The organism is Williamsia sp. M5A3_1d (assembly GCF_053345315.1).
Window position 1 is genome coordinate 152,136 of record NZ_JBKEZX010000001.1, and the last position, 14,597, is coordinate 166,732.

14 protein-coding genes and 1 tRNA gene are annotated in these 14,597 nt (G+C 68.7%); 2 read left to right on the top strand and 13 right to left on the bottom strand.

The genetic code is table 11. The features are described from left to right. Positions 1 to 35: 35 nt before the first annotated feature. From tgt to ACLBW1_RS00810, 4 genes are all read right to left on the bottom strand, one after another. On the bottom strand, positions 36 to 1,307 hold the full coding sequence (gene tgt, locus ACLBW1_RS00795) for a tRNA guanosine(34) transglycosylase Tgt (protein WP_447809497.1): 1,272 nt from the start codon (positions 1,305 to 1,307) through the stop codon (positions 36 to 38). 39 nt (positions 1,308 to 1,346) lie between these two features. After that, a complete protein-coding gene (locus tag ACLBW1_RS00800; protein ID WP_447809498.1) occupies positions 1,347 to 1,829 on the bottom strand; it encodes a cupin domain-containing protein in 483 nt (160 codons plus the stop codon). A 110-nt stretch (positions 1,830 to 1,939) separates the two neighbouring features. Beyond that, positions 1,940 to 4,297, bottom strand: a complete 2,358-nt coding sequence (locus ACLBW1_RS00805; protein ID WP_447809500.1) for an MMPL family transporter — start codon at positions 4,295 to 4,297, stop codon at positions 1,940 to 1,942. A 77-nt stretch (positions 4,298 to 4,374) separates the two neighbouring features. Then, complete coding sequence (locus ACLBW1_RS00810) at positions 4,375 to 4,986, bottom strand: TetR/AcrR family transcriptional regulator (protein ID WP_447809501.1); 612 nt, start codon at positions 4,984 to 4,986, stop codon at positions 4,375 to 4,377. Positions 4,987 to 5,115: 129 nt separating this feature from the next. Here ACLBW1_RS00810 and ACLBW1_RS00815 point away from each other — a divergent pair, with 129 nt between their 5' ends. Then, complete coding sequence (locus ACLBW1_RS00815) at positions 5,116 to 5,634, top strand: hypothetical protein (RefSeq protein ID WP_447809503.1); 519 nt, start codon at positions 5,116 to 5,118, stop codon at positions 5,632 to 5,634. Positions 5,635 to 5,693: 59 nt separating this feature from the next. On the opposite strand, the gene ACLBW1_RS00820 is transcribed toward ACLBW1_RS00815, so the two are convergent. From ACLBW1_RS00820 to ACLBW1_RS00840, 5 genes are all read right to left on the bottom strand, one after another. Then, entirely contained in the window at positions 5,694 to 7,076 is a 1,383-nt protein-coding gene (locus tag ACLBW1_RS00820) for a wax ester/triacylglycerol synthase domain-containing protein (protein WP_447809504.1), read from the bottom strand. A gap of 68 nt (positions 7,077 to 7,144) precedes the next feature. Then, positions 7,145 to 7,235 (bottom strand) — tRNA-Ser (locus ACLBW1_RS00825). A 71-nt stretch (positions 7,236 to 7,306) separates the two neighbouring features. After that, positions 7,307 to 7,516, bottom strand: coding sequence for a CsbD family protein (locus ACLBW1_RS00830; RefSeq protein ID WP_434215477.1), 210 nt, complete (start codon positions 7,514 to 7,516; stop codon positions 7,307 to 7,309). 128 nt (positions 7,517 to 7,644) lie between these two features. Further along, positions 7,645 to 8,106, bottom strand: coding sequence for a nucleoside deaminase (locus ACLBW1_RS00835; RefSeq protein WP_447809506.1), 462 nt, complete (start codon positions 8,104 to 8,106; stop codon positions 7,645 to 7,647). Between the two features lie 38 nt (positions 8,107 to 8,144). Then, positions 8,145 to 8,654 (bottom strand): tRNA adenosine deaminase-associated protein, encoded by a 510-nt coding sequence (locus tag ACLBW1_RS00840; RefSeq protein WP_447809507.1) that lies wholly within the window; start codon positions 8,652 to 8,654, stop codon positions 8,145 to 8,147. A gap of 104 nt (positions 8,655 to 8,758) precedes the next feature. Between ACLBW1_RS00840 and ACLBW1_RS00845 the strand changes: the two genes are divergently transcribed. Further along, positions 8,759 to 9,754, top strand: coding sequence for a prephenate dehydrogenase (locus tag ACLBW1_RS00845; RefSeq protein WP_447809508.1), 996 nt, complete (start codon positions 8,759 to 8,761; stop codon positions 9,752 to 9,754). On the opposite strand, the gene ACLBW1_RS00850 is transcribed toward ACLBW1_RS00845, so the two are convergent. The 4 genes from ACLBW1_RS00850 to ACLBW1_RS00865 form a co-directional block, all read right to left on the bottom strand. Continuing rightward, positions 9,751 to 10,362, bottom strand: a complete 612-nt coding sequence (locus ACLBW1_RS00850) for a putative glycolipid-binding domain-containing protein (RefSeq protein WP_447811092.1) — start codon at positions 10,360 to 10,362, stop codon at positions 9,751 to 9,753. The genes ACLBW1_RS00845 and ACLBW1_RS00850 overlap by 4 nt on opposite strands. Before the next feature lie 133 nt (positions 10,363 to 10,495). Beyond that, entirely contained in the window at positions 10,496 to 11,293 is a 798-nt protein-coding gene (locus ACLBW1_RS00855; RefSeq protein WP_447809509.1) for a class I SAM-dependent methyltransferase, read from the bottom strand. Positions 11,294 to 11,334: 41 nt separating this feature from the next. Further along, on the bottom strand, positions 11,335 to 12,753 hold the full coding sequence (locus ACLBW1_RS00860; protein ID WP_447809510.1) for an ATP-binding protein: 1,419 nt from the start codon (positions 12,751 to 12,753) through the stop codon (positions 11,335 to 11,337). A 55-nt stretch (positions 12,754 to 12,808) separates the two neighbouring features. Beyond that, complete coding sequence (locus tag ACLBW1_RS00865; protein WP_447809512.1) at positions 12,809 to 14,488, bottom strand: FAD-dependent oxidoreductase; 1,680 nt, start codon at positions 14,486 to 14,488, stop codon at positions 12,809 to 12,811. Between the last annotated feature and the right edge of the window lie 109 nt (positions 14,489 to 14,597).

Consider the following 14,597-nt stretch of genomic DNA (forward strand, 5'->3'; position numbering starts at 1 on the left):
CCGCCGGGGGGCACGCCGAATGCGTTCCGGCCGGCTCAGCGACTCGCCGCGTAGTAGCGGGCGAGGAACGCATCGCGGTACTCGGCGTAGTTCCCGTCCTCGATGGCCTGTCGCGCCCGGTCCACCAGCGTCACGATGAAGTGTTCGTTGTGGATGGTGCACAGCGTTGCGGCCAGTCCCTCCTTGGCCTTGAACAGGTGGTGGATGTACGCGCGGCTGTACTGCGAGGAGTAGTTCTCCAACTCCGGTTCCATCGGTGAGAAGTCGGAGCGGAAGCGGCTGTTGGTGATGTTGTAGCGCCCGTCGAACGAGTAGATGGCGCCGTTGCGCGCCACCCGGGACGGCGACACGCAGTCGAAGGTGTCGATGCCGTTCTCGATGGCGGTGAAGATGTCGTCGGGCTCACTGATCCCCAAGAGGTGCTTGGCCGTATCCCTGGGCAGCTCGTCATTGACCCACCCGACGATCTGACCGAGGTTCTCCTTCTCGAGCGCCCCTCCGATGCCGTACCCGCCGAAACCGCGGCCGCCGGCGTCCTGGTCGCGGCGACTCGCCTCCATCAGCCCGCGTGCGGCGGCGCGACGCAGATCCTCGTACTGCGCGCCCTGCACCACACCCCACAGCGACTGCAGCGGACGGTCGTGACGTTCGCGGGTCAGGCGGTTGTGCTCGTCGAGACACCGGATGGCCCACAAACGGGTCCGTTCGAGCGAATCCACCTGGTAGGCACGGGTGTTCATCAGTGTGGTCAGTTCGTCGAACGCGAAGATGATGTCGGCACCGAGCTGGTGCTGGATCTGCATCGACACCTCCGGACTGAACCGGTGGGTGGTGCCGTCGAGATGCGACTTGAAGGTGACGCCGTCGTCGTCGACCCGCGCGAGACGCTCCTTGCCCGGTGCGATGACGTCGTCGTTCTCGGTCTCGCGCACCTCCATCGAGATGACCTTCTTGAACCCCACCCCCAGCGACATCACCTGGAACCCGCCGCTGTCGGTGTAGGTGGGCCCGGGCCAGTTCATGAACCGGCCCAATCCACCTGCGGCGTCCACGATCTCGGGGCCGGGCTGTAGGTACAGGTGGTAGGCGTTGGCCAGCACCGCCTGCGCGCCGAGATCGGCCACCGCCTCGGGTACCACGGTCTTCACCGTGGCCTTGGTACCCACGGGGATGAATGCCGGGGTGCGGATGTCACCGTGCGGGGTGCTGATGACCCCCGTGCGCCCCAGGGTCCCGGCGAGTTCCGTGCCGAACGCGAAGCTGTGGTCGGGGGTGGTGGCGCGGTCGGGGGTCTGGGGGACGGTCACGACTCCCGATCATCCCAGACCTGCCGACCCCCGCGCGTACTACCGGCGCGGGGCGTCACACGGCGGCGCGGGGGCGTCCTCGAAGAACGGCTTGCCCGCGGGCAGCAGGTACAGCACGTCGAGGATCACCGGCGACGACGTGAGGTTGCGACCGACGTGCGTGTTCCTCTCGCTCTCGGGCTCCACGATGAGCTGGCCCTGCCGGTAGACGACGGGCTTGCAGTCGGCGCCGGGGTGGGTGAGCGTGCCCTGCTTCACGGTCCCGATCAGGCGACCGTCGTGGAAGTGCCAGCCCGTGGTGCCGCCCGGTGCGATGGTGATCTCGCGGACCGTCGCCTTCCCCGGGCCGGTGATGAACGGCAGCAACCCCGCGGGGATGTCGGCCTGGGCGAGGTCGACCGCGCTGATGCCGGAACTGGGAGTGGCGTGCGCGGTGGTCACCGGTACCGCGCAGGCGAGGAGAACGGCTCCCGCCGCGACCACGAGGCGCCGCGACAACGATGTGATGCGGGTCACTGTCATCGGGTCAGCCTAGACGCGGCGGCAACGACAACGACGACGATCGCCGCGATATCTCGCAGCAATCGTCGCCGTCCCCCGAACTCACCTCGAGGGCATGTCCGCGTCTGGGGTCAGACGCCGACCGTCTCGCGGTGCCGACCGCCTTCCGGTGCCGTCTCGGCGAGATACTCGTTCAACTTCTCGCCTTCGACGTCGACGTTCGGCAGGATGCGGTCGAGCCACTTCGGCAGCCACCACGCCTTGTCGCCGAGCAGCGCGAGCGCCGCCGGGATGACGATCATGCGGATGATGAAGGCGTCGAAGAAGACCGCTGCGGCGAGGGCGAAGCCCATCGACTTGATCAGCGAGTTGTCCTGCAGCATGAAGGCCGCGAACACCGAGATCATGATCGTCGCCGCCGCGGCGACCACGCGGGCGCTGTGCCCGAATCCCTTCTTGATCGCATCCTTCGCCGACGCGCCGTGGACGTATTCCTCGCGCATCCGGGTCACCAGGAACACCTGGTAGTCCATCGCGAGACCGAACACGATGCCGATGAGGAAGATCGGCAGGAAGCTCACGATCGGTTGCGGGTTGCCGATGAGCCCCAGGTCGCCGTTCTGGAAGATGGCGACCGTGGCGCCGAAGGTGGCGACGATGCTCAGCAGGAACCCGAGCGCCGCGGTGAGCGGGACCAGGATCGAGCGGAAGACCAGCATCAGCAGGATGAACGCGAGACCCACGACCACCGCCAGGTACGGGATGAGTGACTGCGAGAGCCGATCGGACACATCGCTCTCGATGGCGGTCTGGCCGGTCACCCCGTAGGTGACGCCGTCGGCGCGGGTGATGCCCGACTCCGCCGAACGCAGGTCCTTGACGAGCTGCTGGGTGTCGCTCGAACTCGGGCCGCTGTTGGGCAGCACCGTGATCACCGCGGCGTCGCCGGCCTTGTTCACATCGCCGGGGCTGACCAGGGCGGTCTTCACGTCGGGTAGCTGCTTGATCTTCGTGACGACGCTGTTGAAGGCGGCGTTGCGAGCGTTCGGATCGGACACTCCCGAGGCGTTCGCCACCACGACCAGAGGACCGTTCTGGCCGGGTCCGAAGCCCTCGGCCACGATGTCGTAGGCCTTGCGGGGCGACGTCGACGGATCGGACGTCCCGTCGTTCGGCAGTGCCAGCTTCAGACCGACCATCGGCGCGGCGATCACGCCGAGCACCACGACGCCGAGCACGAGCGCCACGGCCGGGTGCTTCACGATCTGGTCGACGAAGCGTGAACCGTTCGACACACGCGGGGTCGTCGAGCCCGACGACTTCGGGGTGTCGGGTGCGTTGAGGAATCCGATGGATCCGGCGAACGCCTTGCCGCCGAACAGTCCGAGCACCGCGGGCAGCAGGGTGAGCGCGACGAGGACGGCGACGAGGACCGTGACCGCGGCCGCGAGGCCCATGGCGGTGAGGAAGGGGATGTTGACGATCGACAGCGCCGACAGGGCGATGATCACCGTCAACCCGGCGAACACGACCGCCGAACCCGCCGTGCCCACGGCACGTCCCGCCGCCTCGGCCCGGGTCTTCGACTCCAGGAGTTCGTGTCGATAGCGGGAGACGATGAACAGCGCGTAGTCGATGCCGACCGCGAGACCGATCATCGTCGCGAGGATCGGGGTCTCCTCGCTGAGGCTGAAGAAGCCCGACGCGGCGCTGACACCCATGAGTCCGATGATCAGACCGACCAGTGCGGTCAGGATCGGCATGCCCCAGGCCACGAACGAGCCGAACGTGATGATGAGGACGACGACCGCGACGCCGACACCGATCAGCTCGGAGGTGACACCGATCGCCGGCTGCGGGAGGGCGGTACCGCTCATCTCCACGGTCAGGCCCGCGCTGCGGGCCGCGTCGGCGACCGCGGTCTGCTGGTCATGCGCCTTGTCGGAGACGTCGGTGGCCTGGGTCGCCGTGTACGACGCACCGAGCTGGGCGACGGTGGCGTTCGCGTTGATCGGCGACGACACCGCGGCGTCGGCCCGTGCGTCGGCGTCGGACTTGCCGAACGTGTCCTTCTGGAAATCGACGGAGGTCTGCACGACCTTGCCCGGGTCGCTCGGCGTGCCGAAGGCCTCCGGACTGAAGGGGTTGACGATGGAGTCGGGTGCTTTGACGCCGTCGAACTGCTTCATCGAGGTGACCATCTGATCGATGGCGGGCTGGTAGTCCAGCAGGGTCTTGCCCGCAGGCGCCTTCAGCACGTACTTGATGCTGATGTCCTGGGAGAACTTCGGCTTCTCCGGGAAGCTCGAGACCAGGCTGTCCTGGGCCTTCTCCGACGGGATGCCCGGGATGGAGAAGCTCGAACTCGACGGCCCGGCGAGTGTCGACCCCGCGACGCCCATGCCGACCAGGATCAGCATCCAGATGCCGATGACCTTGAATTTGTTCGTGAACGCCCACTTGCCGATGCGGTACAAGTATGTGGCCATGGATTCTTTCCTGTTCGACGACGGATGTCGTTGGTAGAGAGTCGTTGTCGGGCGGGAGCCCGGGGCGGGGTCAGGGATCAGCGGTCGGTCAGTGGCACGGCCATCCCGTTCCGGATCTGTTCGAAGGTGCGGTGCAGCGTCGAACGCAGAGCCTCCGGCGCCACCTCGCCGTCGAGGTGGTCCTCGAGGGCGACGCGGATACCGACGGCCGCGCATCCCAGGACGAGTCGTGCGTAGGTCATCCCGTCGCGACCGATGGACCGCTGCTCGCACAACGCCTCGAAGCGGGCCACGATCGGGTCGAATTCGCCCTTGCGACTCTTCTTCATCGCGATGGACGGCTCGGTGTCCATCAGCGTCATCAGGTGGGCCAACGCCCGGGCGTCGCCGTCGCGGTCGCAGATCACCTCGATGAACGCCGCGGTGGTCGAGTCCCAGAACCCCTCGTCTCCGGGACGCGCCTCCAGGGCGGTGAAGATCCGATCGATGATCTCGGTCAGGTAGAAGCGCAGTGCGTCTTCCTTGCCGGCGAAATAGTTGTGGAAGGTGCGCGGCGAGACTCCGACCTCGGCGGCGACGGCCTCCACCGACACGCTGTCGAAGCCTTCTGTCTCCGACAGACGCAGCACGGCGACGGCGAGCGCCTGCCGCGTCGCCGCCTTCTTCGTCTCCCGAAGTCCCGAGGTCATGCCGTCGATCATGGACGAACTTGCGCAATCCTGCAATTTTTCTGCCATGCGCATCTTTGCGTGATCGGTCACCCCGACGCCGCGAAGTGACCGGGGTCGCACCCATCGGCGTTCGATACGGTGACAACCATGCGTAACCACCGAGTCCGGGCGGCCGTCATGATCGCCGCCGCGGCCGCCACCGTCGGCCTCGCCGCCTGCGGCGACTCCGGCGACACCACCGCATCGGGCAGTTCGTCGGTCGCCGCGACCTCGGCATCGGACCCCTCGGCAACCGGATCGGCCTCCGCCCCGTCGGAGGCCATCGATCCGAACGCGCCAACCAGCACCGATCCGAGCGCGACGGCCGTACCCGGCCCCCGACTGCCGGCGGCCACCTCGATCCCGCCGTCGAAGGCGGCGCCGGAGATCGCGGGCACCCGGTGCGACACCGCCAACGGACCCGAGGGCGCGTTGCGGGTCGTCATCTTCCCGGGGGGTTCCGTCGACTGCGGCACGGTCATGCCCGTCGCCCGCACCTACGGCCCGACCATCTCCACCGGACGCAACCGCACCGTCGACGGCTGGTCCTGCGGGCCGTCGCAGACCGCCGGCGTGCTCGCCCGCTGCACCCGCGGCGAGTCGTCGTTCGGCTTCATCCCCCAGTGACCGATCCCCGGACGACCGATTTCCGGTGACGGGGGCTCGGCGCGAGCCGGGACGCCGGTTCAGGCGACGGCTGCCGACACTTCGTCGAGCGCGGTTCGCAAGAGCTCGGTGTACTCGTCGGCGTCCGGTACCGCGTCGGGAGACGTGAGCACACCGAGCGTCACGTCGCCACCCAGTCCGTAGATGCCGAGCCCGATACCGATGTCGGGCGACAGACACGGGAACCCCGCCACCATGACCGCGGGATCACCCAGCAACTCCATGTCACCGTCGCCGCAGTTCACGCTCGTCACCGAGAGATGGGCGGGGACCGACCCGCTCGGCGCTCCCTGCGCGCGTCCACGACGCAGGTATCGCGAAAGGATCGGCCACGGAACCGATTCGGCGAGTCGGAGGATCCTGATGGTGTCGCGACTGCCCAGGCGACGGCGTTCGGCGCCGAGCGACGAACGTATCGTCTCGACACGATCGAGCGCATCGGACGACCCGATGCCGAGTCCGACGACCGCGGTGGCGAACCGGTTGGCCCCCACCCACGGCGTGGCATCACGCACCGCGACCGGCACGGCCGCGGCGAGCGAATCCGGCACCTCCCCGCGCCGGACCAGCAGACGCTCGGTGGCGAGCGACGCGGCGCACAACGCGAGCTGGGTGACGGTGAACCGGCGCGACGAGGAGACCTCATGCGGGATCGGCATCACGGTCACGTGACGGATCCCCGCGCCGCAGGCGTTGATCGACACCCGTGGCTGTGGCCCGTCCGATGGCCGCGCGGAACGGCGGCCCGCGACGGCGGTCGCCACCAGCGCCACCGGCAGGCGCAGGAGCCGACCGAGGGCCCGACCGACGTCGCGCACACGCCACGCGAGCGCGCCGGGTGCACGGGGTTCGGCGTCGGCGGCCACGTCGGCGTCGTCGGGTCGCGGCGTACGACCGAAGAGGGCTCGCAGCAGCGCGGCCCCGCCCAGGCCGTCGGTCAGCACATGACTGAACCGCACGAACACGATCGTCGCAGGCCCGTCGACCTGCGGGACGCCCACCACGTCGGTCGCGATGTGCAGCTGCCACGGGGTGCGGGTCGCGTCAAGGGTCGATGCGAGGAGTCGCTCGATCTCGTCGACACACGTCGACCACTCACGGGTCACGGCAGGCGTCGACGCCGTTCGGTCCTCGTCGACGAGGCGGTGGAGGCACTCGTCCATGTCGGCGGGGTGATGGAGCCATCGGGGGTAGTCGATACTCGCCGGGCTCTCGGCCAGCCGCTTGTTCAGAGCGGGGATCGCGGTGGACCGGGCAGCGATGAGGTCGACCAGGTCCTCCCACGCCGGCCCCTCGGCCGATCCCACGTTCGAGAAGGCGAGCACGAAGTACTGATCCGTCGGCATCGCATCAGAGGTCCCGAACCAGAAAAGTGAATCTTTAGGATCTACAACAACCGCCATCGCAACACCATACGGCGCCGCAGACGACAGATCCCCCGTTCGCGCAGTGCGCGAACGGGGGATCGGTGTGGCGGTGGCGGGGGGATTTGAACCCCCGGTACGGGGTTACCGCACACAGCATTTCGAGTGCTGCACCTTCGGCCGCTCGGACACGCCACCGCCGAAGACACTACCGCAGGACCCTGGTGAGCCTAAATCCGCTGCTCAGGGCCCATGCGGCGCCGGCGGGATCACTTCCCGGTGAGCTTGTCCTTCACGTCGTCGATCTTGCCCTTCACCGCATCGGCGGCGTCGGCGATCTTCTGCTTGGTGTCGGCGGAGGCCTGGTCGCCCTTGCCCTCGGCCTTCAGCTCGTCGTCGCCGGCCACACTGCCGGCGGCCTCTTTGCCGCGTCCCTTGAGTTCTTCGGCCTTGTTCTTGGCGTCGTCGGTGATGCCCATGGTTCATCCCTTCGTCGAGCGTGCGAGGGCTTCTGCTTCGGCGGTTGTCGTACCGCCACAACCCTCGGGGTCCACGTGCGACCCGCCTCCACCGTGCCATGGTGGTCGCGACGCGGCCACGGATGGGCTCACCCGGATCGGTGCGCCCGGAAGAACTCGTGGAGTAGGTCGGCGCACTCGGATTCGCGGACACCGGCCCGGACCTGCGGTCGATGGGTGAGTCGGCGATCGCGGACGAGATCCCACAGTGAGCCCACGGCGCCGGTTTTCGGTTCCCACGCACCGAACACGAGTCGGCCGATCCGCGCAGACGTGATCGCGCCGGCACACATCACGCAGGGTTCGAGGGTGACGACGAGGGTGCAGTCCTCCAGACGCCATCCGTCCCCGTGGACGGACGCCGCGGCCCGCAGTGCGCGGATCTCGGCGTGCGCGGTCGGGTCACCGTCGCGTTCACGGAGGTTGCCGCTGCGGGCGATCTCACGGAGATCGGCATCGAACACGACGGCACCGACCGGGACATCCTGAGCCCCGGACGATTTCGCCGCCTCCAGCGCCACGGCCATCAGGTCCGCATCTGTCGGTGTCATGGGTCGGTCGGGGTCACGGCGCGGACGTCGGGCGGCGGTCAGTGACCGAGCGAGTCGAGAACACGGCCGAGCTCGTCGGCGAAACCGAGGCGCGCGGCGATCATCCCTATCTGCTCGTCGGCGTAGAGGTCGGTGTCACCGACGATCACGCTCATCACCGAATCGGGCAACCCCAGATCGGCGAGCACCCCGAGGTCGCCCTCCTCCCACGGTTCCACGTCGTCGAGGTCGTCGGAGTCGATGTCGGGGACGTCGATGTTGATCGCGTCGAGGACGTCGGCGGCGATGTCGTAATCGATGGCGGCGGTCGCGTCGGAGACCAACAGCCGCGAACCCGAGGGGGACGGCCGGATCACCACGAAGAACTCGTCGTCGACATCGAGCAGGCCGAAGACCGCACCGGCGCTACGCATCTGCTTCAGCGACTTCTCGGCGTCATCGAGGCTGGTCAGCGCGGCGTTGTCCATCGCGGAGACGGTCCACTTGCCCTCTTCGCGAACGACGGCGACGGCGAAACCGTCCAGATCGTCCGAACTCGCAGCAGCCATGTGCGACACCGTAGTCGCACCCTCGGAGTTATCCCAAGCGATGACGCCCCCTGCACCGGGACGACTCTTTTCCCAGGTGCGACACGATGTGCCACCCTGAACCCATGTCGGCCGACACCCCCTCCAGCGACGCCGTGGCACCGCTGTGTGTGCTGGGCCTCGGCCTCATCGGCGGCTCGCTGCTGCGGGCGGTGGCCGACTCCGGACGCAGCGCGTTCGGACACAACCGGTCCGCGGCCACGGTCACCGAGGCCACCGCCGCCGGGTACGACGCCGACGACGACCTCGAACGCACGCTGCGGCGCGCCGCGGAGGCCGACGCACTGATCGTGGTGGCGGTTCCCGTCACCGCCCTCGACCCCGTCCTCGAGGCCATCGCCCACTGGGCCCCGAACTGTGCGGTCACCGACGTCATCAGCGTGAAACAGGCCGTGGCGCAGTCGGTGTCGGATTCAGGACTGTCGGCGCGGTGGGTCGGTGGCCATCCGATGGCCGGGACGTCGCAGTCCGGTTGGGCGGCCACCGACCCCGCGCTGTTCGTCGGCGCGAGCTGGGTGGTCGCCGCCGACGACGGCCTGGACCCCGACATCTGGACCGCGGTCGCCGACCTCGCCCTCTCGGTGGGTGCGGTGGTGGTGCCGGTGGCGACCGACGAACACGACCGCGTGGTCGCGGCCATCTCACATCTGCCGCACGTGACGGCGGCGATCACCGCATCGGTCGCCGGCGGCGACGGGCAGCTGGCCCTGCGCCTGGCCGCGGGCAGCTTCCGCGACGGCACCCGCGTCGCCGGTACCGCGGTTCCGCTGCAGCGCGCGATGCTCGAGGCCAACACCGTCGCCCTGCTCGGCACGATGGACGAAGCGCTCGACCGGCTGACCCGTGCGCGCGACGCGCTTCGGGACAGCGGCTCGGTGGAACTCGTCGTCGAGGACGGGCACCGTGTGCGCACCCGCTGGGAGGCGATGACCTCGACGGCGGTGCAGCCGATCACCGGGGTGACGGTCGGCGCGACGGGGTGGGCGGCGGAACTGCGCCGTCAGGCCCACCTCGGCCGGGTCTGGACCGCCGAGTCCCGGTTTGCCGACTCCGAGAATTAGATGCGCTCGGCGAGTCCCTCGTAGTCACGGACGAAACCGGTGTCGTCGGTGGTGATGGTCGACGAACCGACCGGCGACTGCACCGCGATCGCATCGGCAGCCGAGTGGTAACTCACCGTGGACGGAGCGACCGAGACCTCCGGGAGGAAGAGGTAGACCACCGGGACCTGGGTCTGCGTGGGAACACGGTGCAGATCGAGGCGACGGATGGGAAGGGCGTTGAAGAACGGACTCAGCACCAGGTCGACGTCCTGCGCTCCACCGAAGTCGCTGCGCTCGGTGCCCTGCGGGGTCTGCACCAGCCAATTGTTCTCGCCGTCGCGGGTGATCGAGATCTGCGTCTCGCCGCCGGCCCGGGCGAGGTGCACCGACAGACGTCGGGTCACCCCGGCGTCGTTGGTGAGCAGGTCGTAGGTGGCCGAGAACGCCTCGTGGGTGTCGGTGGCCGCGCCGATGATCTGTCCGAACGCCTTGATGCGCAGACCGCTCACCTGGACGCGGACCTGCTCGAGCCGGGTCGCGTCGATCCCGCGCCACGTGAAGACCTTCTTGAAGTCGTCACGGGAGGACGACACCTCGGTCACGTCACGGCCGGACACGTCGCGGATTGTCGCACCCGGGGCTGCAGGCGCGGATCCCGATGACGGGGAAACCTGTGGAGAACTCACTCCCCTACGGTAGGCGACCGAGGCCGCTCACGGACAACCGTCGGGTGAACCCACCCGGCCGGGGCGTACCCGCTCAGCGGCGACGGGCGGTGACCACCACATACGGCGAGTCGAAGGCGATGGTGCCCGCGGCGTCGGTGTGCGGCGCGAGCGCCACCTCGAACGCCGACATCAGCCGGTCGTGCTGCATCTCGCTGACCCGGTGCAGTACGTCGACGTGCATCGGGGACTCCTCGGAGATGAAGTGCATCGCGGTCTCGAGGTTGCCGAAGCGCCACGTGTGGACACGGTGGTCGATCTCGACGGTGTCGAAGCCACCCGCGAGGCGGGCGTGGATGGTGTCGGGTACACCCCAGTCGTCAGGTGAGTGCGAGGTCGCATCGTCGGTGGCGGGTCGGGGCGGGCCGAGCACCGACACGATCGGGTCGTAGAACGGGTTGTGCGTCGCGCGCACCCACGAGGTGAAGCCCAGGGTGCCGTCGGCGCGCAGGATGCGGGCGATCTCGGCGACCTGCGCCCTCGGCTCCACGAAGATGATGCCCATGCTCGAGAGGACGACGTCGGCGGAGTCTGCGGGCAGCCCGGTGGCGGACGCGTCGGCACGCACCCAGGTGATCGGTTCGGATTGCGCGGCATCGGCTTTCGCCGCGGCCAGGCCGAGGAGGTCGGCGGTGATGTCGACACCGGTGACGCGGGCTCCGGCGCGTGCCGCGGCCAGCGCGACCGAACCCGTGCCACACGCGAGATCGACGACCTCACGCCCCCGCAGCGGACGGATGTCGTCGACCGTCGCGACGAGTTCGGCGGCGACACCGGCTATCCGTTCGCCGACCGCCTCGTAGCGTCCGCGCGCCCACATCTGCTGCGTCACCCCGTCACCCCGGAACCACCGTCGGCCGCCATGGACCCACCCTAGTCGCGCGGTTCGATCGGTATACGCACCTCGAACGTGGTGGCACCGGGCTCGGATTCGACCCGCAGGCTGCCCCGGTGCTTCTTCACCACGATGCGCCAGGAGATGTCGAGACCGAGTCCGGTCCCCTGCCCGACCGGTTTGGTGGTGAAGAACGGTTCGAAGATGCGGTCTCGGATGGCGGCGTCGATGCCCGGCCCGGTGTCGCCGATCTGCACGACCGCGGTGTCGCCCTCGCGTCGCGTGCGGATGGTGAGCGTGCCCGCACCGTCCATCGCGGCCACCGCGTTGTCGATGAGGTTGGTCCACACCTGGTTCAGCTCGGCGGCGTACATCGGGATCGCCGGCAGCGCGGGGTCGTACTCCTTGACGACGGTGAGGTCGCCGATCTTGCGGCCCAGCATCACCAGCGTGCTGTCGAGCAGCTCGCGCAGGTCGGCCCGTTGATAGGGGGCGCGATCCATCTGCGAGTACTGCTTGGCCGCGTCGACCAGTGTCGACACCCGGGTGGTGGAATCGGCGATCTCGTTCATCAACAGCTCGGTCTCGACGGTGTAGTTCAGCCACCGGATGGCGCTGTCGAGGAGCGCGTCGTCGTCGACACCCGCACGGACCTTGTCCAGCCATGCCACGTCCATGCCTGCGGCGACGAAGGTCGGCGCGAGATCCCAACCCCCGGCCACGCCGCGGGCGTCGAACCAGTCGGCGAGCTCGTCCTCACGGTCGGCCGCCTCCATCGGCGACAGCGTCGGCGCCTTGGCGACGAGTTCGGCCGCCTCGTCCTGCAACCGGATGAGGCTGGTCATCGTCTCGTGGTCGTAGGTGCCCGAGGCGATCATGCCCAGCTTGCGTCGCATGTGCGAGACCCTGTCGCGCAGGCTGGCCGTCGCACGGACCGCAGCCGCGGCGGGGTTGTTGAGTTCGTGGGTCAGGCCCGCCGACAGCGATCCGAGCGCGAGGAGCCGCTCGCGCTGGTCCATGATCTGTCGCGAGTTCTGGTTGCCGAAGAACAGTCCCTCCAACAGGTGGACGGCCATCGGGAACCATTCGCGGATCAGCCGGCCGAACACGTCGGCGTCGAGGACGAAGAACTTCGACGGCACCAGCGCCCGCGCCGAGGCCGGGTAGGTCTGCGAGGCACGCTCACCCAGATACGCCTGCCACGCACCGGAGTACACGCCCGGCTGCGAGGTGCGACTGATCTCGATGTCCTCACCACCGGAGAGCTTGCTCATCACCATCTCACCGGAGATCAACACGTAGAAGCAGGTCGCCTCGTCACCCTCGGCGTACACCGGACCGGGCTCGATCAGCTCGACATGACCGTTCTCGCAGAGGGTCTCGAGCTGTGACTCGTCGAGCTTCTCGAACAGGAACAGCGTCCGGAGTTCGTCGGGACTGCACGTGGTGGATGTCATCGTCGTCTGATTTCTGGTGAGTGGTCGTCGCGGTGGGGGTGTCGGGTCCTGCGGGTCACGGGTTGGCGATGTACCGGTGCACGAGCATCACCGCCATCGCCCCTTCGCCCACCGCCGAGGCGACGCGCTTGGCTGATTGCGACCGGACGTCGCCGGCGGCGTAGACCCCGGGGACGCTGGTCTCGAGGTGGTGGGGCATGCGGTCGAGCGGCCACTTCCCGCCCCCGCCGCTGAGGAGATCGGGACCCGAGAGGATGAACCCGTGTTGATCGCGTGCGAGTAGGCCGTCGAGCCAGTCGGTGCGCGGTGCGGCGCCGATGAACAGGAAGAGGAACCCCGCGTCGACCGACTCGACGTCACCGGTGGTGTTGTCGCGCAATCGAATCGATTCGAGATGGTCAGTCCCGTCGACCCCGACGACCTCGGTGCAGGTGCGTACGTGCACGTTCGGGGTCTTTTCGATCTGCGCGACGAGGTAATGCGACATCGACGCCGCCAACGACGGCGCCCGCACCACGATGGTCACCGACCGCGCGCCGCGGGCGAGGAACAACGCGCCCTGGCCCGCGGAGTTGGCGCCGCCCACGATGTAGACGTCCTGATCGGCGCAGCGCGCCGCCTCGGTCACCGCCGATCCGTAGTAGACGCCGCGCCCGGTGAGTGCCTCGAGCCCGTCGGCGTCGTGCTGCCGGTAGGAGACGCCGGTCGCCAGGATGACGGTGTGGGCGTCGACGCTGGTGCCGTCGTCGAAGCGGACGGTGCGCGCAGATCCGTTGGTCTCCAACGCCACCACGTCGCGGGTGGTGATCAGTTCGGCACCGAACCGCGTGGCCTGCCGACGTGCCCGGTCGGCGAGCTGCGCCCCGGACACGCCGTCGGGGAAGCCGAGGTAGTTCTCGATGCGTGAGCTCTGGCCGGCCTGACCGCCGGTCGCGGTGCGCTCGACGAGCACGGTCCGCAGGCCCTCTGACGCCCCGTACAGCGCGGCCCCGAGCCCGGCGGGCCCGCCACCGACGACGACGAGGTCGTAGAACTCACCCGACGGAGCCGTCTGCAGGCCCAGGTGCGTGGCGAGTTCGGAGTCGGTCGGGGTGACCAGCGCGGTCCCGTCGGCGCAGATCACCGTCGGTAGTGCCGTGTCGTCGAGACCGGCAGCACTGAGCAACCGCGCACCCTCGGGTTCGTCGGCCATGAACCAGCGGTACGAGAGTTGGTTGCGCGCGAGGAACTCCCGCACCTCCGACGAGCGCGGGTCCCATCGGTGTCCGATCACGCGGGTGTCGGTGGCGGGCCGGCTCTCGGTCCCCGACCACGCCTCGAGGAGCGCGTCGACGACGGGATAGAGCTTCTCCTCCGGCGGATCCCACGGCTTGAGCAGGTAGTGGTCGAGATCGACGAGGTTGATCGCGTCGATCGCCGCGCCCGTGTCGGCGTACGCGGTCAACAGCACCCGGCGCGCCATGGGGAACAGGTCCATCGCCTGCTCGAGGAACTCGATGCCGCTCATCACCGGCATCCGGTAGTCGGCGAGGATCAGCGCGACCGACTCACCGCGCAGGGTCATCTCCCGCAACGCCTCGAGCGCCGCGCCCGGCGACTCGGCGCGGATGATGCGGTACCGCTCGCCGTAGCGGCGACGCAGATCCCGCGCGACCGCACGCGACACCGACGGGTCGTCGTCCACGGTGAGAATGGACGGCTTCGCCGGGACGGGATTCGGGACGGGTGCAGACACTCCGGACCTCTCGAGGGTCGATTGCCGCGCATCCTTGGGTCACCGCGCGCGACGCAACGTGGTCATTGTGCTCCGATCCGGGGCGCGATGGGCGGCCACGGACCGGTCT

Coding starts and splice junctions, on each gene's coding strand:
- ACLBW1_RS00820 (WP_447809504.1), bottom strand. CDS start 7,076: ATGGCGGTTGTTGTAGATCCTAAAGATTCACTTTTCTGGTTCGGGACC.
- ACLBW1_RS00815 (WP_447809503.1), top strand. CDS start 5,116: ATGCGTAACCACCGAGTCCGGGCGGCCGTCATGATCGCCGCCGCGGCC.
- ACLBW1_RS00805 (WP_447809500.1), bottom strand. CDS start 4,297: ATGGCCACATACTTGTACCGCATCGGCAAGTGGGCGTTCACGAACAAA.
- ACLBW1_RS00845 (WP_447809508.1), top strand. CDS start 8,759: ATGTCGGCCGACACCCCCTCCAGCGACGCCGTGGCACCGCTGTGTGTG.
- ACLBW1_RS00830 (WP_434215477.1), bottom strand. CDS start 7,516: ATGGGCATCACCGACGACGCCAAGAACAAGGCCGAAGAACTCAAGGGA.
- ACLBW1_RS00860 (WP_447809510.1), bottom strand. CDS start 12,753: ATGACATCCACCACGTGCAGTCCCGACGAACTCCGGACGCTGTTCCTG.
- ACLBW1_RS00835 (WP_447809506.1), bottom strand. CDS start 8,106: ATGACACCGACAGATGCGGACCTGATGGCCGTGGCGCTGGAGGCGGCG.
- ACLBW1_RS00810 (WP_447809501.1), bottom strand. CDS start 4,986: ATGACCTCGGGACTTCGGGAGACGAAGAAGGCGGCGACGCGGCAGGCG.
- ACLBW1_RS00800 (WP_447809498.1), bottom strand. CDS start 1,829: ATGACAGTGACCCGCATCACATCGTTGTCGCGGCGCCTCGTGGTCGCG.
- ACLBW1_RS00840 (WP_447809507.1), bottom strand. CDS start 8,654: ATGGCTGCTGCGAGTTCGGACGATCTGGACGGTTTCGCCGTCGCCGTC.